Source organism: Acinetobacter sp. GXMZU3951 (assembly GCF_054457875.1).
In genome coordinates this window covers 487,395-510,009 of the sequence record NZ_JBTLFO010000002.1, presented here as the reverse complement: position 1 = coordinate 510,009, position 22,615 = coordinate 487,395, and the positions used below count along the sequence as shown (strand labels likewise).

The window sequence follows — 22,615 nt, the reverse complement described above, 5'->3', positions numbered from 1 at the left end:
CTTATGATAAATAAGCATTAAAAATTAAAATACTATTTCTAATTCAACATAAACTGCATTGAATTTAAACAACATGATACTTTTAATTGATTGAACGTTCAATCAATTAAAAGTATCATAAAAAAATGCTATGATGTTTTCTATGTCAATAATTGAATCTAACACCTTTAAATTAAAGGTAAATTTTCTGGATCATCATGAATAAACGTAGAGTAAAACCTGAGCATGAACGCCGTGAAGAAATTATCCGCGCTGCGTTTGAAGTGATTTATGAAGTGGGATTATCGAATACCACCATTGCTCAGATTGCGAAAAAAGCCCAGCTTTCTACAGGAATTGTCAGCCATTACTTTGGCGATAAACAAGGTCTGATTGAAAGCTGCATGCGACAAATGCTCTTTGTGTTAAGGGAAACAGCGGCAGCCTATAAAGCCAAAGTGACTGAACCTACGCCAGAAAATTTACTCAAAGCAATTATTGATGCCAACTTTGACATCAGTCAGGTCAATCGCACGGCAATGCGCGTTTGGTTAGATTTTTGGTCTGCCAGTATGCACATGCCCGATTTAGGTCGCTTGCAACGGATAAATGACCAACGTCTTTATTCCAATTTGAAATTTCATTTCCTGCAATTGATGCCTAAAGACCAAGCCAGCCATGTCGCCAAAGGGCTTGCAGCACTGATTGATGGACTGTGGTTACGCGGCAGTTTAAGTGGACATCAGGCATTTGATCGTGATTTGGCACGTTCAATTGCATACGACTATGTCGATATGCAACTTCGCTTAATTCAACAAATACGGCAGGAACAGCAAAATGAATGATGCGCAATTACATCAATTGTATATCCATGGACAGTACGTCAATGCCACGAGTGGCAAAACGTTTGACAGTATCAATCCTGCAACAGGTCAAATTCTTGCAACCGTACAGCAAGCATCTCAAACCGATGTCGATGCTGCGGTAAAAAGCGCCCAACAAGGCCAAAAAATATGGGCAGCCATGACCGCTGTCGAACGGGCACGCATTTTACGTCGTGCCGTCGATATTTTACGTGAACGAAATAATGAACTCGCTCAGCTCGAAACACTCGACACAGGTAAGGCCTATAGCGAAACCTCAACGGTCGACATTGTCACAGGTGCTGATGTACTGGAATATTATGCGGGGTTGGCCACTGCGATTCAGGGTGAACAAGTGCCCCTACGTGAGAGTAGCTTTTTCTATACTCGTCGCGAACCCTTAGGCGTAGTAGCCGGTATTGGTGCGTGGAATTACCCGATTCAAATTGCCTTATGGAAATCTGCACCTGCACTGGCAGCAGGCAATGCCATGATTTTTAAACCGAGTGAAATTACCCCGCTCACGGCTTATAAACTCGCGGAAATTTATACCGAAGCGGGTGTTCCTGCAGGTGTATTTAATGTCGTGCAAGGTCTTGGGCATGAAGTCGGACAATGGATCACAGAACATCCCGATATTGCCAAAATTTCCTTCACGGGGGGTGTTTCAACCGGTAAGAAAGTGATGGCAAGTGCGGCTGCTTCTAGCCTGAAAGAAGTCACCATGGAACTCGGTGGCAAGTCTCCGCTGATTATTTGTGAGGATGCCAACCTCGACCGCGCCGCTGATATCGCGGTCATGGCCAATTTCTTTAGTTCTGGACAAGTGTGCACCAATGGAACACGTGTCTTTATTCCACGTAACCTAAAAACTGCATTTGAACAGGCTGTGATTGCCCGTGTAAAACGCATTCGTGTCGGTGACCCAATGCAGGCAGACACCAATTTCGGCCCGCTCGCCAGCTTCGCACACATGGAAAAAGTGTTGTCTTATATCGAATTGGGCAAACAGCAAGGTGCGACCCTTTTAATTGGCGGTGAACGTGCGACTTCTGCTGAATTGGCTCACGGTGCTTATGTCATGCCAACCGTTTTCACAGATTGTCATGACGATATGCGTATCGTACAAGATGAAATTTTTGGACCTGTGATGAGCATTTTGACTTATGACAGTCTTGAAGAAGTCATTCAGCGTGCCAACAACAGCCTATATGGTCTAGCCGCTGGGGTAGTGACTCAAGATATTACTCAGGCGCACCGCATCATTCATCAACTCGAAGCGGGCATTTGCTGGATTAACACATGGGGAGAGTCCCCTGCCGAAATGCCAGTGGGTGGCTATAAGCAGTCTGGTATCGGGCGTGAAAATGGTATGACCACCTTGGCACATTACACCCGCATTAAATCCGTTCAAGTCGAACTCGGCGATTATCACAGTATTTTTTAACTGTTCAATACTGACCTTTCTCCTGTCTTTTTCTGTTTTTTACATCCTCAACTCAACATGTCGCCACGCTCTATTCGGGCGTGGTACTGCCATAGAACAAGGATCATTATGCATTCTCAACACTACGATTATATTATTATTGGCGCAGGCTCTGCCGGCAATGTCCTCGCAGCACGCTTAACCGAAGATGCCGATGTCTCCGTTTTATTATTAGAAGCTGGTGGACCAGATTATCGACTCGATTTTCGCACCCAAATGCCTGCGGCTTTAGCTTTTCCCCTGCAAGGACGACGTTATAACTGGGCGTATCTTACTGATCCCGAACCGCATATGAACAACCGCCGCATGGAATGTGGCCGTGGTAAAGGTTTGGGCGGATCTTCACTGATTAATGGTATGTGCTATATCCGTGGCAATGCCATGGACTTAGAACAGTGGTCGACATTTAAAGGCTTAGAAAACTGGAGCTATGCCGACTGTTTGCCTTATTACCGTAAAGCAGAAAGTCGTGACATTGGTGCCAATGACTACCATGGCGCTGATGGCCCGGTAAGTGTGGCAACCCCAAAAGCCGACAACAATGAACTGTTTCATGCCATGGTCGAAGCTGGTGTACAAGCCGGTTATCCGCGTACTGATGATTTAAATGGTTATCAGCAAGAAGGTTTTGGCCCCATGGATCGAACCGTCACGCCCAATGGTCGACGTGCCAGTACTGCCCGCGGTTATCTGGATATGGCCAAACAGCGCGAGAATTTAACGATTTTAACTCATGCCACCACCAATAAAATTTTGTTTAGTGGCAAACAGGCGATTGGGGTGGAATATCTTCAAGGGGCAAATTCTCATGATTTACATCGGGTCTATGCCAATAAAGAAGTGCTGCTCTGTGCAGGTGCAATTGCTTCACCGCAAATTCTGCAACGTTCCGGTGTGGGATCTAGCCGTTTACTGCAGGATTTAGATGTTGAGGTCGTGCATGATCTCCCAGGGGTGGGTGAAAATTTACAAGACCATCTGGAAATGTACCTCCAATATAAATGCACCCAACCTGTATCACTCTACCCTGCTTTAAAATGGTATAACCAGCCAGCTATTGGCGCAGAATGGTTATTTAATGGCACTGGAATTGGCGCCAGCAACCAATTTGAAGCCGGAGGTTTTATCCGTTCTTCCGATGAATTTGCTTGGCCGAATATTCAATATCATTTCTTACCGGTAGCCATTAACTACAATGGCAGCAATGCGGTTAAAGAACACGGCTTCCAAGCCCATGTCGGTTCCATGCGCTCGCCATCCCGCGGTCGCATTCAACTCAAATCTAAAGACCCATTTGCACATCCAAGTATCTTGTTCAACTACATGTCCACCGAACAAGACTGGCGTGAATTCCGCGATGCCATTCGTATTACCCGTGAAATTATGCAGCAGCCTGCGCTAGATCCATACCGTGGTGAAGAAATCAGTCCAGGTAAACACTTAAGTAGCGATGCGGAATTGGATGACTTTGTACGCAATCATGCTGAAACGGCCTACCACCCTTCTTGCAGTTGTAAAATGGGGGAAGATGAAATGGCTGTCGTCGATGGGCAAGGACGCGTGCATGGCCTGCAAAATTTGCGGGTGGTCGATGCTTCGATTATGCCGCTGATTATCACGGGTAATTTAAATGCCACTACCATTATGATGGCAGAAAAAATTGCCGATCATATTCGTGAACGTCCCGCATTACCTCGTTCCACCGCAGCATTTTATCGCGCTGAATGCTCTGTTTAACTTTTATAGAATCAATATGCCTAAGACCACATTATTTTGCATAATAATGTGGTCTTATTCTAATCCAGACTTTATAAAAAATGATCAATAGATATATTTTGAATGTACTTTCATTATTTTAAGCTAGGGACACTTCTCGATTATATCTAGACTAAAATGATACTGTAATAATACTTAAAAAGTTCTATTCAATGGGCATCTATTTGGGTAAACTTGATTTTTAGTAGAAAATATTTCCACATAAATATATGAAATTAATAATAAAAATATAAAACATCACTCAGATTTATACATATTCATTCCACATTCATAATAAAAATTACTTAGTCAATACTTATTTCGTCTAAAATCACACCCGATTGGAAATGTGTGGTTGGTCTAAAAGGTACATTTTTTCTTATGCATAAGAATTCATGTATTTCACTCCCTCTCTTCTGAACTTTTAGATCACCACCATTTCCGTCACCCTCTTTTATATATTTTTGCTGTTGCCCTCTATTCGCTTAGAAGCGATATAAAACACCTACTCCCAAGGTTAAAATTTCATGAAAACGTATTTAAAATACCTCACGGTATTTGTGGTACTGCTTTTGCTTGCAGTATTGATTTTTTTATTTAGACCCGTTGTGTCAAAAAAAATTGAAACCTCAAACAACGAACCTGTTGTGGATGCCGTATTGGTCGGTGGCGGTATTATGAGTGCAACTTTAGGTACTTATCTCACTGAACTTGAGCCAAACTGGCAAATCCGTATGTATGAGCGTCTAGATCAAGTTGCTCAAGAAAGCTCAAATGGCTTCAACAATGCTGGTACAGGCCATTCTGGCTTTATGGAAATGAACTATACCTCTGAAAAAGACGGAAAAATGGACATTACCAAAGCGGTTAAAGTGGCTGAACAGTTTGAAGTTGCCAAACAGTTCTGGTCATACCAAGTCAAACAAGGGGTTTTAGGCGAACCACGCAGCTTTATTAATCCTGTGCCACACATTGCCTTTGTATGGGGCGATAACGTGAATTTCCTTGAGAAACGTTATGCTGCCATGATTCAAAACCCAATGTTTTATGGCATGAAGTTTTCGGAAAATCCTGCTGAAATTAAACAATGGGCACCTTTGGTCATGAACGGACGTGATGCTACGCAAAAAGTTGCTGCAACACGTATGGATGTGGGTTCGGATGTCAACTACGGTGCTATTACCACGCAATTGGTTCAGCACCTAAATAAACAATCTAACTTCAAATTAGAAACATCTACTGAAGTCACAGGCATTAGCCAGAATGATGACAAAACGTGGACCGTGTCTTTCAAAAATGTAAAAACGGGCGCAACAAATCATGTCAAAACACGTTTCGTGTTTATTGGTGCGGGTGGTGCGGCCATTAAATTATTACAAATGACGGGTCTACCTGAAGCGAAGCAATATGCTGGCTTCCCTGTGGGTGGCGTATTCCTAATGACCGACAACCCTAAAATCACGGCTGGTCACACGGCAAAAGTTTATGGTCGTGCCGAGTTGGGTGCACCACCAATGTCTGTTCCACATATTGATACACGTTATATTGACGGTAAAAAATATGTCTTATTTGGCCCCTTTGCCACCTACTCCAACAAGTTCCTGAAGCAAGGTTCTCAACTTGATTTATTAAAATCAACCACCAAGCACAATGTGCTGCCAATGACCGCTGTGGGTCTAGATAATCTTGATTTGGTCAAATATTTGGTAAGCCAAGTCATGATGACCGATGCCGACCGTTTAAATGAGCTGAAGAAATACTATCCAGATGCGAAAGCAGAAGATTGGCGTTTAAATCAAGGTGGTCAGCGCGTACAAATCATTAAAAAAGAAGATGGTAAACCTGCCAAACTGCAATTTGGTACAGAAATTTTTGCTTCGCAAGATGGTGCTGTAACGGCTTTGCTGGGTGCATCTCCTGGTGCTTCTACCTCTCCTTATATTATGTTGAGTTTGCTTGAAAAAGCATTCCCGCAACAGGTGCAAGGTGAATGGAATCCTAAACTGCATGAGATTGTGAAATCGTACCAACAAGAACTCAGTAGCAACCCTGTGCTGCTTGATCAGGTCCGTCAATACACCAGCCAAACATTAGGGCTAAATTACACCCCAATGGCAAAAGCCGCAAATGATGCGTCTGTAATCACAGCCAAAGCACAATAATTTTTCTCCAATCCAAAAGGATGAACTCAGGTTCGTCCTTTTGATTCATTTCGCATGCTGTTTTTATATTTATGTCTTTTTTTCATTCCAATGCTTTTCTAGCCCTGCGATCTCGCGATTTTGCCTTAATCAGCATTAATCAGTTTTGCCTTGTTTTTGCCATCGTTATACAAGAAGTCAGTCTGAGTTTTGCACTGTACCAAATGACTCAAGATCCCTTAAGTTTAGGCTTAATTGCAGTTGTAGAATTAATCCCTTTTTTATGTCTGTCATTATTTGCAGGACATTGGGCTGACCGTTATAACCGACAAAAAATATTACAGTGGAGTTTTATGTGGAGCAGCAGCATCCCACTGCTGTTGGCCTTACTTTTTTATGCCGATGAGCAACACAAGATCCCTCAACACATGCTCCTGCTCGGTATTTATACCCTAATCTTTATCTTGGGGATATTGCGTGGCATATATAGCCCAGCGTTTAATTCATTTCGGGTATTTTTAATTCCGACACATGTACAAAATAATGCCGCCACGTGGACCGCCCTTATCTGGCAAATTGGCGCAATTACTGCACCGCTCTGCGCAGGTCTGCTGATCAGTCAAATCGGCATCATACAGACCTTTATTGGGGTTTTTATTTGTTGCGCTGTGGGTAATCTTGCTTTGCTGAATATTTCGAAGCATAGCTTTCCGCAACTCGCCAACCTCAACATCAGCCAAAGTGTCACTCAAGCCTGTCATTTTATGTTCAAACAACGCTTATTATTTTGGGGCATGTTGTTAGATCTTTGCACAGCTTTATTCTGCAGCATTCTGGTATTGCTGCCGATGGTTGCCCAAGAGCTTTTGCATACAGGTGTAGAAGGATTAAGTTTGCTGAGAGCCGCACCTGCTTTCGGCACGTGCCTGATGATGTTCATTTTGCTACGTTGCTCGCCTATGCAACATGCTTGGCGAAATATGCTCTTGAGCAGCATTGGGATTGCTTTACTGACGTTGTGTTTTGTCCTTTCTTCAACCATTTGGCTTTCTGCCCTGCTGCTTGCCCTCATCGGTGCGCTTGACAGCATCAGCATCGTAATTCGACAAACCTTGCTGCAATGCATTCCGCCCAAAGACTTGTTAGGTCGAGTGGCAGCCATTAATGGGGTATTGGTCACTTCAGGAAACCAGCTCGGCAGTTTACAAAGCAGCCTAACAACACGTTACTTATCCATTATTCCAGCCGTGTTTCTTGGTGCAGGGCTAAGTTTAAGCTTATGTTTATTCAGCTACTTGCGTACACGTGATTTACTAAAACCCTCATCAAGTCATGAGAAATATACAATACTTACAACAGGAAAATAGATGCTTACAGCAAAAATGCCTATGCTTAATTTGTGCGTAATAGATTTGGATAAGGATTGATTTTTATGGCAAAACCAACCGAATTAAGCCCTAAAGTTTATACGCTCTTTTATATGCTGATTATTTTTCTTATATTGGCATACTGCGTGCTAAATGCGACCTATACCGTCATTATTGGGGGCACAACCTTCTATTTCTTTGCCAGCATGATTCTAATCTTGCAATCGATCTTTGCCTTACGTACTTCACTCGACAGCCGTATTTATGCCAGTTTAGGTTTAGTGCTTTTGATCATTGGGCTACTTTATACCCATGGCTTAGATTTCTTAAGCCATTTAAAAGCAATCGTTTTAATTCCTTCATTGATACTGACGCTATTTGGACTGGATAATCTCTATAAACACCCAACCCGCTTACTTTTACTCAAAGTTGCTCTCATCATCAGTTTGCTATTAGTGGCGTATAGCCAATACTACGACTTGGTTGAACTACAAAATTATTATAACTCACTCCATAACGGGGAAACTTGGCAGCAGTTTGGCGCATTGTAAAGGAGATACTACGCACACTTTGGCTGAGTACAACTCAGTTTTAGTCCAGCAGTGAATTCACTTTGGGCTGTTTAAGCTAAAGCCCTTCAAGATGCTCATCCACTTAAGCAACATTGTATTTTCAATAACCAAAAAAGTAATCCATCAATTCTTGCCATGAACATAGAAGCAGAAATGGAGATCATCTAATCATGTTGGATGAAGCAGATTCTGACTCAAATCAAATGTGATTCTCAGCTCAATAAAAAACCGCCTGTGAGGGCGGTTTTTCACTAGTCTAAAATAGCAGACCAAAGTGAATAAAAAGCTTGAATTTCTGATTCTAGAAATTCATCGCCTTCTGCATCATAAACAAAAGATTTTTCTTCTAATAAGTATTCGCCATCTTGTTCAATAAGATATTTTTTTAAGAAAGTTTTAAAGTTATTTGCGCGATCAGGAAAAACTTGCTCTCCATCAAAAAAGATCATAACAACCTCAAACTGACTAAATTAGCTTATATCTTAACCATATATGTGATATACATCAATATGTAAGTAATTTAATGATAACCACATCACTGTTTTAAAAAGAAAAATAAATTGTAACTCGCCAACGTTTAATCATGAAACTTCAATGTAAATGTAATGTATTGCTGGATGCACCATAAAAACACAAATGTATCACATTATTTTATTTATGTGATTTGGTTTGCATTGTTAGTATAAAAATCTAAAATAGAATTAAAAATACGAAGAGAGGTTCAAAATGATGAATTTCGATGTATTCTTTTCCGACCAAGATCAACTTTTAGCGATTGATACTGCAAAACAAATGGTCTTTTTGCCTGAAAATTGTTATTTCTTAGAAAATGTGGCGCCCAATATAAGTTTTTATCAAAATCATGCCCATGAAATTTTTGCCAAAGTTATTGTTTCATATCAAAATTGTGTGACTGAAGACATTACAGAAAAAACTTTTATCTTAAAATTTCATGATCATGGTGCTCACCCATCTTGGGAGTACATTGATAATGGACTCAAAGATAGCTGGATAGTTTAACAGCTGCTTACAATCCAACAGTTTTATTGAATCTCCATATTTCCCCGCCTTGAATAGGCCGTTATTTTTCTTTGCACAGCTCGGTACAAAAAATCTATTATAAAAACTCACCTAGCTTTGCTGAAGCTAGCTAAAAATCACAGCCAGCTGTACGTCATTTTGATGCTTGAAATATCAATAAATCCTTCTTTTTTTGTTTATGGCTGGATAATTTCATGTTCTAGCCCCTCACGCTTAGCTGCTCACGCAAATTTTTATGCGAGTTGGTCAATAAATGTCTTTGTAAGCTTTACTCTTTTTAATGACATCGCTAAAATCTCTAGCGTTATAAATATTTAGCGCGATCACAAGTGTTTTGATGTCAACTTAATGACAACGCCAAAATGACTTGCTTAATGATTTAAATATCGCTAGTATTGCTGACGCTGCAAGTTATTGATTTAATATTATTAACTTGTTATAGGGCCTATAGCTCAGTCGGTTAGAGCAGCGGACTCATAATCCGTTGGTCCCCAGTTCGAGTCTGGGTGGGCCCACCAAATTCAACCTCGTAACTTTTTGAGTTATGGGGTTTTTTAATGCCTATGGTTTTAGCTCATCGGATTCTTAAAAAGCGGGTTGATTGATATTGGTGAGTCATTTGAACAAAAGCATATAGAAAAATAAAAAACTTGAGTTTTGAATTAAGCTCATGAGAATGAAGTGTTTGTTTTTGCTATTGGAACTGGGCTTCAATACCGCATCATAGAATTATTGGGCATTTTTTATGATGATAAAATCGAGTAGCACCGCTTAATCGCGCAGACTGCTATGACGATTTACTGCTATTTATATTTTTGCAAAATAGCGATTTATAGGGTAGTTACATTTTAAGCCAATAAGGTAGTGTTAAACATCAAGATTGGTCGCGAATACCCCCATGTATTATCAATATCATCACACCAAACCCTGCTTTGAGCATGTATTAAAACAAACATTACACTCAACAGAGTTTGGTGACAATTTAAGCGCTTACCAACCTAACTGCTTATTCAAATTGGCAGCATCATAGTAGTCGCCTTGATAAACAATTTTATCGTCTTTCACACGAATAAAGCTGACACCTTCAAAACTGATCGGCTTGTTGGTTGCAGGTGTATCTTTGCCCCACGCGCCAGTATTGTTACCCGTGAATTTCCACTGAAATGAAATGCCATCTTTACTCTCAATTGGTTTACTGGTCATTTCCCACTTCAAGTTAGGCACAGCTGTCACAAATACATTAATGACATTATCCCGCGCAGCAACACGCCCTTTTTGCTCTTCACCTACAGTCACATCATAGTACACCGCATCATTTGCTAAATAAGTCGCTGCTTTATTCGCGTTATGCTCATTCCATGCTTTCATGTAGGATTCTACAACCTGCTTTGGTGGCACAGCAGCGTGTGCAACGGAAACACCTGCCAATACAGGAACTAAAATCAGTGTTTGTAAAATATTTTTCATGTGTCTTCCCTTTTAGAAACAATATATAAACTGCATGATGATCCTAGAGACATCATGCTAAAAAATTAATCTTCGTAAGCACTCATCACGTGTTTAACACGGGTGTATTCTTCAAATCCGTAGCTAGATAAATCTTTGCCATAACCTGACTTTTTAAAGCCGCCATGTGGCATTTCAGCAGTCAAAGGAATGTGGGCATTAATCCATACCGTGCCAAAATCTAAATCACGGCTAAAACGAACACTACGACCATGCTGCTTTGTCCAAACACTAGAAGCCAAACCAAACTCGACATCATTGGCTTTTTCTAAAGCATCTTCTTCATCTGTGAAGGTTTGAATGGTAATAATTGGTCCAAAAATTTCATTTTGAATGGCTTCATCCTGTTGTTCCAAACCACAAATAATGGTCGGCTCAAAATAATAACCATCATATTCTGTCACAGCTTTTCCGCCCGTTACGATTTTGGCATGTGCAGGTAAACGATCTAAGAAGCCTTGAATGTGAACCAGTTGTCTTTGATTGTTTAAAGCACCGTACAAGGCAGTTTCATCATCAGGTAAACCACAGTGGATGTTTTTGGTTTTTTCCACCATTTTTTCCACAAATTCATCAAAAATGCTTTCTTGCACCAAAACACGTGCTGCAGCCGTACAGTCTTGCCCTGCATTAAAGAAACCCGCTAGCGTAATTGCATCCGTGGCTTTTTCCAGATCTGCATCATCAAAAACCACAACTGGAGCTTTACCGCCAAGTTCCAAATGTGCTTTTGCTAAATTGCTCGCAGCAGATGCCGCAACTTGCAGACCTGCACGCACCGATCCGGTAATTGAGACCATTGCTGGCACTGTATGCGAAACCACTTTTGAACCTGCATCAGCCAAACCTAAAATGACATTAATCGCGCCTTTAGGGAAAAATGGAGCCGCAATTTCAGCTAAGCGCAAGGTACTATTCGGTGTTGTGTCACTTGGCTTTAAAACCACGGTATTGCCTGCGGCTAAAGCCGGTGCAATTTTCCAAACCGCCATCATCAATGGATAGTTCCATGGTGCAACTTGTCCAACCACGCCAATTGGCTCACGTCGAATACTGGATGTAAAAGCATCTAGATATTCACCCGTCGCTTTCCCCTCTAAACAACGCGCTGCACCTGCAAAAAAGCGAATATGATCGACTGAAGTTTTAATTTCTTCAGCTGCAATCATGTGTTTCAACTGACCAGTTTCTAGACTCTGAATTTCGACCAACTCATCCGCATGTTGTTCTAATGCATTAGCAAAATCCAATAATGCTTTTTGACGTGCAGATGGTGTTGAGCGTCTCCACAGTTTAAATGCAGCCTTGGCACAGTCATAGGCATGATCCACATCCTGCTGTGTTGCATTCGGTGATTGCGCATAAATTTGACCATTGACCGGGCTAATTAAGTCAAAGAACTCGATCCCTGATGTTTGAACATATTCACCATTAATAAAATGTTTTAATTGTTTAACCTGCATTTGAACAGATTCAATCGCCTGCCCTAAATTTTCACCAATATGAAGGTCTGTCATGCAATTTCCTTATCTCGCAATTAACTAAATAGCTTTTTTTTCACCACAATTGCTTATGTAGTATTTCTATTTTTTCTTGTCAAGGAAAAATATTTTCACATTTAACTTGAAATACAACATATATTTCCTTTATTATATGTACATATTTTAAATATTACTCTCGCTATTTTGACGATAAAAACATAACTAAAATACTGAAAAACATAAATTTAATAAAAATAAACCTCAAACATTACATCTATACAAATATGTACAGTTATTTTTTAAAATATTTACAAAAATAGATATTTTTTCCCTAATTGGCTCCTTGTTAAATTGCCAAATTGGCTCTCGTTTGTATTTCAGAAAAAAGACAAATTTGCCTGTGTAACAACATCGCTGTTGGGAATTTTTTTGTAGAAGTCTTCGTTTTTTACCCAATGTGCGAACAAAAAATATTTTTAATAAATTAAAGTAAATTTAATTAACTCAATATTTTCAGTTTATTAAATTTACCAAAATTAAAAGCTTTTACATCTGAGTAACTCATATTCCCTGAGCAGGATTAGGGTTGTGTTAAGCGTTCTGTCTGGAACTTAATTGCTGAATAAGGAAATTGCATGAAAGACCTTCCTATAGGTGAAAATTTAGGACAAGAGACCAATTCAGTGTCTGTCCAATCTTCACAATTCGAACGATCTATTGGATTAATCTCAAATTTTTCACTTGGTTTTACCTATTTATCACCCCTCACTGCTGTTTATTCATTATTTGCTCTCGCGATCACACTTGCAGGCCCACCATCCATTTGGTGGATCATGATTGCGGCATTCGGACAATTATTGGTTGCAATCGTCTTTGGTGAAACTGCTTCACAATATCCAATTACAGGGGGGCTATATCCTTGGGCGAGACGTCTTTGGGGCAGAAAATATGCATGGATGGCCGCTTGGATTTATTTGTGGGCATTGGTCGTCACCGTGACTTCAATTGCTGAATATAGTGCTGGATTTGTTGCCTCACTGTTCCAATACGAAGCAACCGCAATGAACAGCTTATTGACCAGCATCGTCTTGTTAATCTTATGTATGGTTGTCAATATGTCGGGTACCAAGAACCTTGCACGTGTTGCTCGAATTGGTTTCTGGTGTGAAATTGTGAGCGTTATCGCGTTGGGGATCTACTTATTGATTTTCCACCGTGCACAACCGTTCTCAATTGTGTTTGATACCATGGGCGTATTAGCTCAAAATGGTTCATATACCACGGCATTCTTCTCAGCATCCCTACTTGGCTTATTCATGTTCTTCGGTTTTGAAGCTTGCGGTAACGTCGCTGAAGAAGTCAAAAATCCGAGTCACCAAATCCCTGTTGCTATGATCTTGAGTATCGTGTTTGGTTGTATTTCTGCAATGGTGTCTGTATTAGGTTATTTACTTGCATCACCAAACCTACAAGCAATTGTAAATGGTCAAGTCACTGATCCTATTCCATTTATTTTGCGTGATGCATTGGGAACTCATGGTGCGAATCTTTTCATTGTGATTGCGATTATTGCCATGCTGTCGTGTATCTTATCTTTACAAGCGGCATTGAGCCGTCTGCTGTTCTCTTTTGCACGTGACAAAATGCTGCCTGGTAATCAATGGATTGCGAAATTATCGAAACAAAACGTGCCTGATAACGCCATGATTTTGAGCTGCTTATTGCCTTTAATTTTCTGTGTTGTTGTTTATTTTTCTCCAGACAATTTAGCGCGTATCACTGCCTTTGCAGTCATTGGTATTTATGTGTCTTTCCAAATGGTGGTGTTTGCTGCACTCAAAAATCGCTTAAAAGGCTGGAAGCCTGCGGGTGAATGGAGTGTGGGCGCATGGGGCTTACCCATCAATGCAATTGCCTTGATTTACGGTTTAGGCGCAATTTACTTACTGGCACAACCTGCCGATGTTGCATCGTTCTTCGATCGCTGGATTGTATTAATCGGTTTAGCCGTGGTGATTGGTAGCGGTCTGCTTTATATGTTCATTGCAAAACCGTATGGCAAATCACAAGCACCTGAAAATGATGCACTGGCTTATGCGGCTGAACTTCGTCAAAAACGTAAATCCGTCTAATCAACGCTGAGCATGGGTTAAACAATCGCGCATTAATCCAACCACAGAATGTACTTCTGGCTGAAAAACCTGTAAGTACATTCTAGCGCTCAGACCAATGATGAAAATCAAGCGTGAAGTGGCTCAATCACCGCATATCTATCATGCAACTCAAATGATACTTATGCGTGGTTCTAAGCCATTTATGTCATGGATGAAGAATCTGAAAAGATTCAAAAATTGCAGGTTATAAGAAATGGACAATCACAACCTTAACATTCGTAAACTTAGCTTATGGCAAGTCATTATTGTCGGCATTGCCTATATGACCCCCATGACAGTTTTCGATACCTTCGGCATTGTATCGGATGTCACCAGTGGTCGCGTTCCCCTCGCCTATATCTTTGCACTGGTTGCCATGTTACTTACGGCATTTAGTTATGCCCGCCTCAGCCAGCAAACAGATCGCCCTGGTTCAGCGTATACCTATACCGCGGAAAGCTGTGGCACGGCAGCAGGTTTCTTTGTGGGGTGGTGTTCATTACTCGATTATATTCTACTGCCATTAATCAATGCCTTACTGGCGGGTATTTACCTCAATGCACTGATGCCAGCAGTACCTTATGCAGTATGGGTGTTCATTGCTGCGGGGTTAGTGACATTGGTCAATTGTTTTAGAATTCATATTCTTGCCAACCTTTCCCTGCTGTTCGTGTTTGTGCCTTTAATCATGCTGGTGATCTTTATCTATCTGGTCATTCATGGCGTCAGCAGCAATGGCTCTGAACATGTCTTGACCCTTGCCCCATTATTTAATGGCGATACCAGTATTATTCCTTTAATTACAGGTGCATCAATTCTCTGTTTTTCATTTTTAGGTTTTGACGCAGTCACCACCTTATCTCACGAAACACAAAATCCAAGAAAAACCATCCCGCGTGCAGTAATGCTAACCACATTGATTGGTGGCGTAATCTTCATTTCTGCATCATGGTTTATTCAGTTGTATTTCCCAGACAACTCAAGATTTAAAGACCCTGAAGCAGCATTACCTGAAATTGCCTTATATGTTGGTGGTGCATTATTCCAAGCCGTATTCCTTGTAGGGCAAATCATGAATACCGCTGCATCTGGCCTGGCTTCACATGCCAGTGCTGCCCGCCTGATTCATATCATGGGTCGTGATGGCATTTTTCACAAAGGCATTTTTGGTGCATTCAATCATAAATTAGGCACGCCTTTATATTCCGTACTGACCATTGGTTTGATCTCAATGACTGCCATGTTTTTAGATTTATCCACCGTGGTGAACCTGATTAGTTTCGGTGCCTTGATTGCCTTTACTGCGGTGAATTTCTCCGTGTTTATGAAGTTTTATGTACAAGACAAGCAACGCTCAGGCATCAAATATTTCGCATTGAATCTGTGTTTACCGTTTTTATCGGTCCTATCCATTGTTGCCATGTGGGTCAATTTAGAATCCAGCGCATTACATTTCGGTGGTGCTTGGCTGGCTGTTGGTGCGGTCATGTTTATCTATAAAAAAATCCGCAAACAAAATATCGCACTTAGTAATGCGTAATTTTTTTAAACCTATTTAAAGAGAGTATTGAAATGTCAACCAATGTGACTAAACCCATATTACTCAATGATGTTGAATTTAAAGCCAGTCAATATCAACAAACTGGCAAAGAATGGAACTGGATTGCAGCGTCACGTGGTCAGTTCGAACATCCCGCAAATTATTATGAAAGTTCATTAGAAAATTGGCATACCTTTGATGCCCTAAATGCAGATCTAGAATGTGATGTACTCGTAATTGGCGGAGGACTTTTAGGCACCTCAACCGCACTGCATCTCGCTGAACAAGGGGTTGATACGGTACTGGTTGAAAAAAACCGTATAGGCAGTGCAGCTTCGGGACGCAATGGCGGACAGCTGACTCCGGGCTTAGCGCGCTGGGAAGCTGAAACCATGGCACAGCAGTTCAGCTTTGCAGATGCAAAAAAATTATGGCATTTCACTTCAACCGAAGCCATGTCCGTGATTGATGGCATTATTGAAAAATATGAACTGGATTTACAGCGCAAGCGAGGCCATATTACCGCTGCGGTTCATCCGGGACATTTAGAGGCTTTACGTGAAGGGATGCAGGCACGGCAGTATTTAAAAGAAAATAACACCGTCATGCTGAGCCAAGATGAATTGCGTACGCATATTGATTCTGACAATTATTTTGGAGGTTTGTTGGATCATTTAGGTGGACATATTCATCCCTTGGCGTTGACCCGCGGTTTGGCATATGGTTTTTGCCTAAATGGCGGCAAAATTTATGAACAAACAGAAGTCAAATCTATTCAAGAATATGCCGATGGCATTTATGTCACTACAGCCAACGGCATAATTAAAGCCCGAAAAAGTGTGGTGATGGCGGTACATCATGCGTCATTCAAACTGCTGGAAGATCGTACACAAACCACCATTCCGTTTTATACCTATGTGTGTACGACAGCTCCTTTAGAACTTGATTTAAAAGCGTTGCTCCCCACTGATATGCCGGTGTATGACACACAGTTCCAAATAGATTATTACCGTGGCGTATCTCAGAATCGCTTATTATTTGGTGGTGAGGGAACGGGTTCATGCTGGGATGCACAGCAAACTCATGACTATTTATTAGGGCGGATTAAACACGTCTTCCCGCAACTGAAACAGGTCAAAATTGACTTTGTATGGAGTGGAACAACCGATCTTACAGTCAATGGCGCTACTGATAGCCGTAAATTTGGCGAGAAATATCCAATTTATGCAGTACAAGGCTGGAGTGGTCATGGTGTGGCGCAAACCGTGCGTATCGGAAAGGCCATTGCCGATGATTTTTGTGGTCAAAAAGATGACTTCAATATGTTGACCCGTATTCAGCACATTAATATCCCGATGGGACGCACTCTTGCCCCAATCGTCATTCCGATTGCCAAAAGCATGTATGGCATTGGTGCGATGATTAACCCCGGAAAAATGGTTTCTTTCTAATTTTTCTGAATATTAAAACAGGCTGCATAATTGCGGCCTGTTAATTTTCAAAGCAGCTTAAAATTTATAACAACATCTATTTGCTCGATGCTATAGGAGCATCAAAAATGCTGTAAATCCTGCTTGTGCCCTAACTGAAGTGTTTGAGGAATCTGTAGAAATTCGCTTGAGTCAACACGGATACGATTTCAGAGAAAAATACGAAATCATTTCATGAGTTTTTGATTTTGATTGACTAAATAAAGCGAAATAACAAGAGGAGAAATTGGAAAAATATACAGATCTATTTATTGTTTCAAGGATTTCTTTTTCCGAGACTCAAGATAGAACTCAATACAAGACCAGATAATCACGAGTAGAAATAAAAACAATACCAAAAGAAAAGCTGTCAAAATCATGCTGTTCAACCCTAAACTTGCTGGCACAAAAACCGATATTCGATGAAATTCCGTATCATCTACGACAAAAGTCTAATACGGTTTAGCCCACATGAATAGTGATATTTCAAATAAATTAAGACTTTTTTCCAATCAGTTGATAGTAAAAATCAATATATCCTGTGATTGCTCTCGATTCGTTGAACTCAATCTCAAAATCAAAAATTAAAAAATATACATTTGTACTTTATGGTTCTCATAAAATTCATTCTAGCCATTGACCTTGGTCACAATTCGGCAGAAATTAGCAGGCTTGATTAATCGCATAACATTAAGATTTGCTATGTTAAAAAAAATGCTTGGTGAGTCCGCATTCAAACTTGCGGGTTGGCAATATCACGTAGAACCAAATACGCTAGAAAACAAGCAGGTCATTGTGGGTTTTGAACACACCTCCATGATGGATGCTGTTTTATCGATTGCGTTATTTCAAATCTACGATATAAAAATCCATACGCTCATCAAAAAGGAATTGTTTAAAGGTCCGATGAAGCCCTTGCTGGAAGCGCTGGGTGGGATTGCTGTAGATCGAAAATCCAATCAAGACATTGTTGGACAAATGGTTGACTTGTTTGCTTCACATGAAAAATTTAATTTAGTCATTGCACCCGAAGCAACACGCGCAAAAAATGGGGAAACACGTAAACCAATTCGTACCGGTTTTTGGCATATTGCCAAAGCTGCGAATGTGCCAATTGTGCTGATGTACGCCAATTCTGAGACTAAGCAAGGGGGGATTTTCGGCAAAATTTATCCAACCGAGCTGTATCATGATCTTGCGTTAATGAAAAAGCTGTATAAGGAAAATGTCGGTTTAGACATCATCATTCCTGAACCGCAATAAGTCCATTCAATTGTTTAAAAACTCAAACCTAAGCCCTTCCTCATAAAAAAGGGCTTATGGTAGAATCTGCTCAATTTGATTTGGCATAAAGCCAATCTACAAGGAGCATATTTCGCATGGCGGGTCATTCCAAGTGGGCTAATACTAAGCATCGTAAAGCAAAACAAGATGCGAGCCGCGCTAAAGTATTCACAAAATTCATTCGTGAAATCGTTACAGCTGCCCGTTTAGGCGGTGGTGATGTTGCATCTAATCCACGTTTACGTGCTGTCGTTGAGAAAGCATTAGTCGCAAATATGACGCGTGATACGATCAACCGTGCCATCCAACGCGGTGTGGGTGGTGAAGAAAATGCTGATTTAAAAGAGGTCACTTACGAAGGTTATGGCGTGGGCGGCGTTGCGGTTATTGTTGAAACCATGACTGACAACTTAAACCGTACTGTACCAGATGTTCGTCACTGTTTTTCTAAAACTGATGGCAACCTAGGTACCAATGGTTCAGTAGCATTCTTGTTTACTAAGCGTGGCGAAATTACTTTTGAAGATGTTTCTTTAGAAGATAAAATTATGGACGTGGCTTTAGAAGCAGGTGCGGAAGATATTGAAGTGACTGAAGATGAAATTCTGGTCATTACCACACCAGAATCATTTGGTGACGTTCAAGATGCGCTAACAGCAGCAGGTTTAAAATCTGACAATGCTGAAGTAGTGATGAACCCTTCAACCAAAGCATTAATTTCTGACATTGATCAAGCGAAAAAAATCATTAAAATGATTGATATGTTTGAAGATTTGGATGACGTTCAAAACGTTTATACCAATGTTGAATTCACAGATGAAGTTTTAGCACAACTGGATGCTTAAACCCATCTCAATAAAAAACGCGCATTTTGCGCGTTTTTTATTGCCAAAATCATTATGGTTGAAACTGTGTACCAAGTTAAATTTAAACTTTATTTAACAAACCTCGGCAGTTAAACACATCATATTCTTTAATCACAAAACTAGAATGAAGCGCGACTACATGCTCTATTTTACCAATCCGATTCAGCAAAATCTGACTGTAATTTTCCATATCACGTGCAATCACTTCAACGATAAAATCGGCAGATTGTCCGGTGACCAAAAAAGCATTAATCACTTCAGGAATATTTTCTAATTCTTCTAAAAATTTAGAAAAAGTATCGCTATCATGTTTACTCAACGACACTTGCAGCAACACATGCAAACTAAACCCAAGTTTTTGATAGTTAATATCACGACGAATATGGGTCATGACATTGGTATCGATCAAATGTTTAATACGACGATGTACCGAACTCACTGATAAATTAATGCGCTCAGACAGTTCATTCAGATTCACATCTTCATGGGTTAATATTTCCAGAATCTGTTTATCAAAACGATCTAATTCCATCACAAGCTCCAAAATTTTAAACAGTTATAAAACACATATTCGTTATTAATTTTCTGCTGAATACGTGACTGACTTCAGGTTTGATTATTTCGCTAATTGTTTTAAAAATAAAGCTATAACTGAGATTTATTTTTAAAAATTTAAAGATTTATAGAATTTTAATAGAATAAAAATCGTATTTTATAAAGTCTATTGCACTTTTTAGCTCAAGTTGCGATTATCTTTTCAAACTCACATACCACGCCAATCTACCCGAGCATTCCGTTCGGTTAAATAAACACGCTGAACATATTGCCCCAACGGCAAGTCTAAAAATTGTTGCTTGAAGCTATAAAACTCTTCTGAACTACCAGAAGTATAATCTTCTTCACGCTCCCAAGGCGTGCCTGCAATTTCTAATAAGGGAGCAAGCATCGAACAAACTGAAATGTCTGCCAAGCCCAAGCGCTCCCCCACAAAATAACGCCCGCCATTTTCCAACAATTTCTGATTCAAAATGGTGATGAGTTGTTCCATTTGATGTTTAGAATATTGAACTTTTTCAGCATCGAGTTGATAACTTTTCGAAACGAGTGTTTTTAAAATCGGTTTCGAAAATTTTTCAAATTGGCGTAAGTACCCTTTTTCACCAATCATGATATCCAAGGTTTCATCACTTTCTGACAGGCTCTGTGCCAAGCCCCAACGGCGTACATGTAGACCTAGTTCGGATGCCAAGGCATTAATTTCAAGAGCCATTTCCCTTAAATGCGGATCTGCTCTTAATAACGCATGTTCAGGGTAAGTCTGATCCAGATACAACGCAATTTGCGTAGAGTCCGCCACCCAATAATCTTGATCACGCAAAATAGGCAGCTTGTTCTGCCCTGTTTTAAGTTGTGCAAAAGCACGATGTACACCCGGAATAAGGTTCTGTGCTACAAAGTCGAGTTGTTTATGATCGAGCAACCAGCGAGCTTTCTCACAATAATGAGACAAAGGGAACTGGTATAAAATTCGCATAAACACTCCATAAAAATGATTAGAACGTTGATTTCCTAAGAAAACCTACGCTTTCAGTCTGATACTTTAGTCAGTCATCAGCATAAACACAATGTACTTTTTATCCAAAAATAATCTGTGACTCACCTTGTAAAGTTATACATTTTTATGTCTTGCATATCTCTAAATACGATATTCCATTTGATCTTATGTCTTAGCACTGACATAAATTTAGTTTTTACATTTAAAATCAAATATTTAATATATCATTTTTTTTAGTATCTTTTGCATTTTAAATTTTTAATAGGCTTTTTCATAACGACATAGAAATCCTTGATTTAGTTTTTGACTCGAGCCGAATTAAGGTGATGGCAATACTTTATAGGTGTCATCATGGCTTATTTTAATTCCAATAATATTCAGATTCTTGAAAATGATCAGGATGCAATTAATGCGGCCTATCAAGTTGCAGACTTTGCCCTTGAAGGACGCAATCATCGTGATCAAACCCGCTCCCTTCCCTTTGCCGAAATTGAACACTTTAGCCAGAAAGGCTTAGGTGGACTGAGAATACCCAAACCCTATGGCGGTGCTTATGTCTCGAACAAAACACTGGCACGGGTATTTCGCATACTGAACAAAGCAGATTCTAGCGTGGGACAAATTCCGCAAAATCAAATTAGCTTGCTGAATCTGATTGACCTGATGGGAACCGAAGCGCAAAAGCAGTTTATTTTTCAAGAAATACTGGCTGGTAAACGTCTTGCCAACGGTGGACCTGAACGTCATACACACGATTCAAAAACACTACATACCAGCTTAAGTATTCGTGAAGGTCGCTATTTTGTTCAAGGTGAAAAATTTTACTCCACGGGGAGCAGTTTTGCCGATTGGCTAGCAATTAAAGCCATTCACCCAGAAGGTCATGTGGTACTGGTTTTGGTGGAGCGTGAAGCTCAGGGCGTTGAAGTCATTAATGATTGGGATGGTTTTGGACAGCGTACCACATCGAGTGGAACAGTCCGTCTTAAGCAGGTTGAAGTCGATCCATTCTTGATTTTTGATGAACGAATACTGACTGCTGCGCCAACGTATCGCGGGGCTTATTCACAGCTTTTACAGGTTGCGATTGATGTTGGTATTGCCGAAGCCGCTTTTGAAGATACCTTGTCCGTTGTTAAAAAAGCCCGTCCAATTGTGGATGCCCAAGTGGAAAAAGCCAGCTTTGAACATTACACCCTGCAAGAAATTGGCAAACTACAAATTCAACTCGAAGCCGCGATTTTACTGCTCGATGAAGCCGCCGAATATCTAGATGAACTAGACCAGCTTAATGCCGTGACCGATGAACAAGCGGCACGCGCTTCGATTTTAGTCGCAGAAGCCAAAATTTATGCCAACGATGCCGCGCTGAATATTGCCGAAAAAATGCTCGAACTGGGTGGCAGTCGTTCCAGCTTAAGCCAATTCAACCTAGATCAGCACTGGCGCAATGCCCGTGTACACACCCTGCATGATCCTGTGCGCTGGAAGCTCCATGCACTGGGGGATTATTACCTGAATCATAAACTTCCAGCTCGCCATGCATGGATTTAAGGA

The 22,615-nt window shown here is 40.5% G+C and carries 18 protein-coding genes and 1 tRNA gene; 14 read left to right on the top strand and 5 right to left on the bottom strand.

Features of this window, described 5'->3' with window-relative positions:
- Positions 1-197: 197 nt before the first annotated feature.
- From betI to ACX17N_RS05485, 6 genes are all read left to right on the top strand, one after another.
- On the top strand, positions 198-824 hold the full coding sequence (gene betI / locus ACX17N_RS05510; protein WP_458891553.1) for a transcriptional regulator BetI: 627 nt from the start codon (positions 198-200) through the stop codon (positions 822-824).
- A complete protein-coding gene (gene betB / locus ACX17N_RS05505) occupies positions 817-2,289 on the top strand; it encodes a betaine-aldehyde dehydrogenase (RefSeq protein ID WP_458891552.1) in 1,473 nt (490 codons plus the stop codon). Before betI ends, betB begins: the two co-directional genes overlap by 8 nt.
- 108 nt (positions 2,290-2,397) lie before the next feature.
- Positions 2,398-4,065: a choline dehydrogenase gene (gene betA, locus ACX17N_RS05500; RefSeq protein ID WP_458891551.1), complete on the top strand. Its 1,668-nt coding sequence runs from the start codon at positions 2,398-2,400 to the stop codon at positions 4,063-4,065.
- A 545-nt stretch (positions 4,066-4,610) separates the two neighbouring features.
- Positions 4,611-6,245, top strand: a complete 1,635-nt coding sequence (gene mqo, locus ACX17N_RS05495) for a malate dehydrogenase (quinone) (protein ID WP_458891550.1) — start codon at positions 4,611-4,613, stop codon at positions 6,243-6,245.
- A 71-nt stretch (positions 6,246-6,316) separates the two neighbouring features.
- Positions 6,317-7,591, top strand: coding sequence for an MFS transporter (locus ACX17N_RS05490; RefSeq protein WP_458891549.1), 1,275 nt, complete (start codon positions 6,317-6,319; stop codon positions 7,589-7,591).
- Positions 7,592-7,656: 65 nt separating this feature from the next.
- The gene (locus ACX17N_RS05485) at positions 7,657-8,142 is read left to right on the top strand and encodes a hypothetical protein (protein WP_458891548.1); all 486 of its coding nucleotides are present in this window, start codon (positions 7,657-7,659) and stop codon (positions 8,140-8,142) included.
- 272 nt (positions 8,143-8,414) lie between these two features.
- Here the strand turns inward: ACX17N_RS05485 and ACX17N_RS05480 are convergent, their stop codons facing one another.
- The gene (locus ACX17N_RS05480; protein ID WP_458891547.1) at positions 8,415-8,612 is read right to left on the bottom strand and encodes a hypothetical protein; all 198 of its coding nucleotides are present in this window, start codon (positions 8,610-8,612) and stop codon (positions 8,415-8,417) included.
- Positions 8,613-8,889: 277 nt separating this feature from the next.
- Here ACX17N_RS05480 and ACX17N_RS05475 point away from each other — a divergent pair, with 277 nt between their 5' ends.
- Together ACX17N_RS05475 and ACX17N_RS05470 are read left to right on the top strand one after the other, a co-directional pair.
- Positions 8,890-9,183: a hypothetical protein gene (locus tag ACX17N_RS05475; RefSeq protein WP_458891546.1), complete on the top strand. Its 294-nt coding sequence runs from the start codon at positions 8,890-8,892 to the stop codon at positions 9,181-9,183.
- 462 nt (positions 9,184-9,645) lie between these two features.
- Positions 9,646-9,722 (top strand) — tRNA-Ile (locus tag ACX17N_RS05470).
- A gap of 472 nt (positions 9,723-10,194) precedes the next feature.
- Here ACX17N_RS05470 and ACX17N_RS05465 read toward each other — a convergent pair.
- Together ACX17N_RS05465 and ACX17N_RS05460 are read right to left on the bottom strand one after the other, a co-directional pair.
- Positions 10,195-10,671: an ester cyclase gene (locus ACX17N_RS05465; RefSeq protein ID WP_458891545.1), complete on the bottom strand. Its 477-nt coding sequence runs from the start codon at positions 10,669-10,671 to the stop codon at positions 10,195-10,197.
- Positions 10,672-10,736: 65 nt separating this feature from the next.
- Positions 10,737-12,173, bottom strand: a complete 1,437-nt coding sequence (locus ACX17N_RS05460) for a gamma-aminobutyraldehyde dehydrogenase (protein ID WP_458891619.1) — start codon at positions 12,171-12,173, stop codon at positions 10,737-10,739.
- Positions 12,174-12,826: 653 nt separating this feature from the next.
- Here ACX17N_RS05460 and ACX17N_RS05455 point away from each other — a divergent pair.
- From ACX17N_RS05455 to ACX17N_RS05435, 5 genes are all read left to right on the top strand, one after another.
- Entirely contained in the window at positions 12,827-14,323 is a 1,497-nt protein-coding gene (locus tag ACX17N_RS05455) for an APC family permease (RefSeq protein ID WP_458891544.1), read from the top strand.
- Positions 14,324-14,558: 235 nt separating this feature from the next.
- Complete coding sequence (locus tag ACX17N_RS05450) at positions 14,559-15,884, top strand: APC family permease (RefSeq protein WP_458891543.1); 1,326 nt, start codon at positions 14,559-14,561, stop codon at positions 15,882-15,884.
- A gap of 32 nt (positions 15,885-15,916) precedes the next feature.
- Positions 15,917-17,335: an NAD(P)/FAD-dependent oxidoreductase gene (locus tag ACX17N_RS05445; RefSeq protein ID WP_458891542.1), complete on the top strand. Its 1,419-nt coding sequence runs from the start codon at positions 15,917-15,919 to the stop codon at positions 17,333-17,335.
- A gap of 720 nt (positions 17,336-18,055) precedes the next feature.
- Positions 18,056-18,616 carry a 1-acyl-sn-glycerol-3-phosphate acyltransferase gene (locus ACX17N_RS05440; RefSeq protein ID WP_458891541.1) on the top strand — a complete coding sequence of 187 codons (561 nt, stop codon included), beginning with the start codon at positions 18,056-18,058 and terminating at the stop codon, positions 18,614-18,616.
- A gap of 116 nt (positions 18,617-18,732) precedes the next feature.
- A complete protein-coding gene (locus tag ACX17N_RS05435) occupies positions 18,733-19,482 on the top strand; it encodes a YebC/PmpR family DNA-binding transcriptional regulator (protein WP_458891540.1) in 750 nt (249 codons plus the stop codon).
- Positions 19,483-19,564: 82 nt separating this feature from the next.
- On the opposite strand, the gene ACX17N_RS05430 is transcribed toward ACX17N_RS05435, so the two are convergent.
- Together ACX17N_RS05430 and ACX17N_RS05425 are read right to left on the bottom strand one after the other, a co-directional pair.
- Positions 19,565-20,035 (bottom strand): Lrp/AsnC family transcriptional regulator, encoded by a 471-nt coding sequence (locus ACX17N_RS05430; RefSeq protein ID WP_458891539.1) that lies wholly within the window; start codon positions 20,033-20,035, stop codon positions 19,565-19,567.
- Positions 20,036-20,266: 231 nt separating this feature from the next.
- Positions 20,267-21,037: a glutathione S-transferase family protein gene (locus tag ACX17N_RS05425; protein ID WP_458891538.1), complete on the bottom strand. Its 771-nt coding sequence runs from the start codon at positions 21,035-21,037 to the stop codon at positions 20,267-20,269.
- 372 nt (positions 21,038-21,409) lie between these two features.
- Here ACX17N_RS05425 and ACX17N_RS05420 point away from each other — a divergent pair, with 372 nt between their 5' ends.
- On the top strand, positions 21,410-22,612 hold the full coding sequence (locus ACX17N_RS05420) for an SfnB family sulfur acquisition oxidoreductase (RefSeq protein WP_458891537.1): 1,203 nt from the start codon (positions 21,410-21,412) through the stop codon (positions 22,610-22,612).
- The last annotated feature ends 3 nt before the right edge of the window (positions 22,613-22,615 follow it).

Coding starts and splice junctions, on each gene's coding strand:
- betI (WP_458891553.1), top strand. CDS start 198: ATGAATAAACGTAGAGTAAAACCTGAGCATGAACGCCGTGAAGAAATT.
- betB (WP_458891552.1), top strand. CDS start 817: ATGAATGATGCGCAATTACATCAATTGTATATCCATGGACAGTACGTC.
- betA (WP_458891551.1), top strand. CDS start 2,398: ATGCATTCTCAACACTACGATTATATTATTATTGGCGCAGGCTCTGCC.
- mqo (WP_458891550.1), top strand. CDS start 4,611: ATGAAAACGTATTTAAAATACCTCACGGTATTTGTGGTACTGCTTTTG.
- ACX17N_RS05490 (WP_458891549.1), top strand. CDS start 6,317: ATGTCTTTTTTTCATTCCAATGCTTTTCTAGCCCTGCGATCTCGCGAT.
- ACX17N_RS05485 (WP_458891548.1), top strand. CDS start 7,657: ATGGCAAAACCAACCGAATTAAGCCCTAAAGTTTATACGCTCTTTTAT.
- ACX17N_RS05480 (WP_458891547.1), bottom strand. CDS start 8,612: ATGATCTTTTTTGATGGAGAGCAAGTTTTTCCTGATCGCGCAAATAAC.
- ACX17N_RS05475 (WP_458891546.1), top strand. CDS start 8,890: ATGATGAATTTCGATGTATTCTTTTCCGACCAAGATCAACTTTTAGCG.
- ACX17N_RS05465 (WP_458891545.1), bottom strand. CDS start 10,671: ATGAAAAATATTTTACAAACACTGATTTTAGTTCCTGTATTGGCAGGT.
- ACX17N_RS05460 (WP_458891619.1), bottom strand. CDS start 12,173: ATGCAGGTTAAACAATTAAAACATTTTATTAATGGTGAATATGTTCAA.
- ACX17N_RS05455 (WP_458891544.1), top strand. CDS start 12,827: ATGAAAGACCTTCCTATAGGTGAAAATTTAGGACAAGAGACCAATTCA.
- ACX17N_RS05450 (WP_458891543.1), top strand. CDS start 14,559: ATGGACAATCACAACCTTAACATTCGTAAACTTAGCTTATGGCAAGTC.
- ACX17N_RS05445 (WP_458891542.1), top strand. CDS start 15,917: ATGTCAACCAATGTGACTAAACCCATATTACTCAATGATGTTGAATTT.
- ACX17N_RS05440 (WP_458891541.1), top strand. CDS start 18,056: ATGTTAAAAAAAATGCTTGGTGAGTCCGCATTCAAACTTGCGGGTTGG.
- ACX17N_RS05435 (WP_458891540.1), top strand. CDS start 18,733: ATGGCGGGTCATTCCAAGTGGGCTAATACTAAGCATCGTAAAGCAAAA.
- ACX17N_RS05430 (WP_458891539.1), bottom strand. CDS start 20,035: ATGGAATTAGATCGTTTTGATAAACAGATTCTGGAAATATTAACCCAT.
- ACX17N_RS05425 (WP_458891538.1), bottom strand. CDS start 21,037: ATGCGAATTTTATACCAGTTCCCTTTGTCTCATTATTGTGAGAAAGCT.
- ACX17N_RS05420 (WP_458891537.1), top strand. CDS start 21,410: ATGGCTTATTTTAATTCCAATAATATTCAGATTCTTGAAAATGATCAG.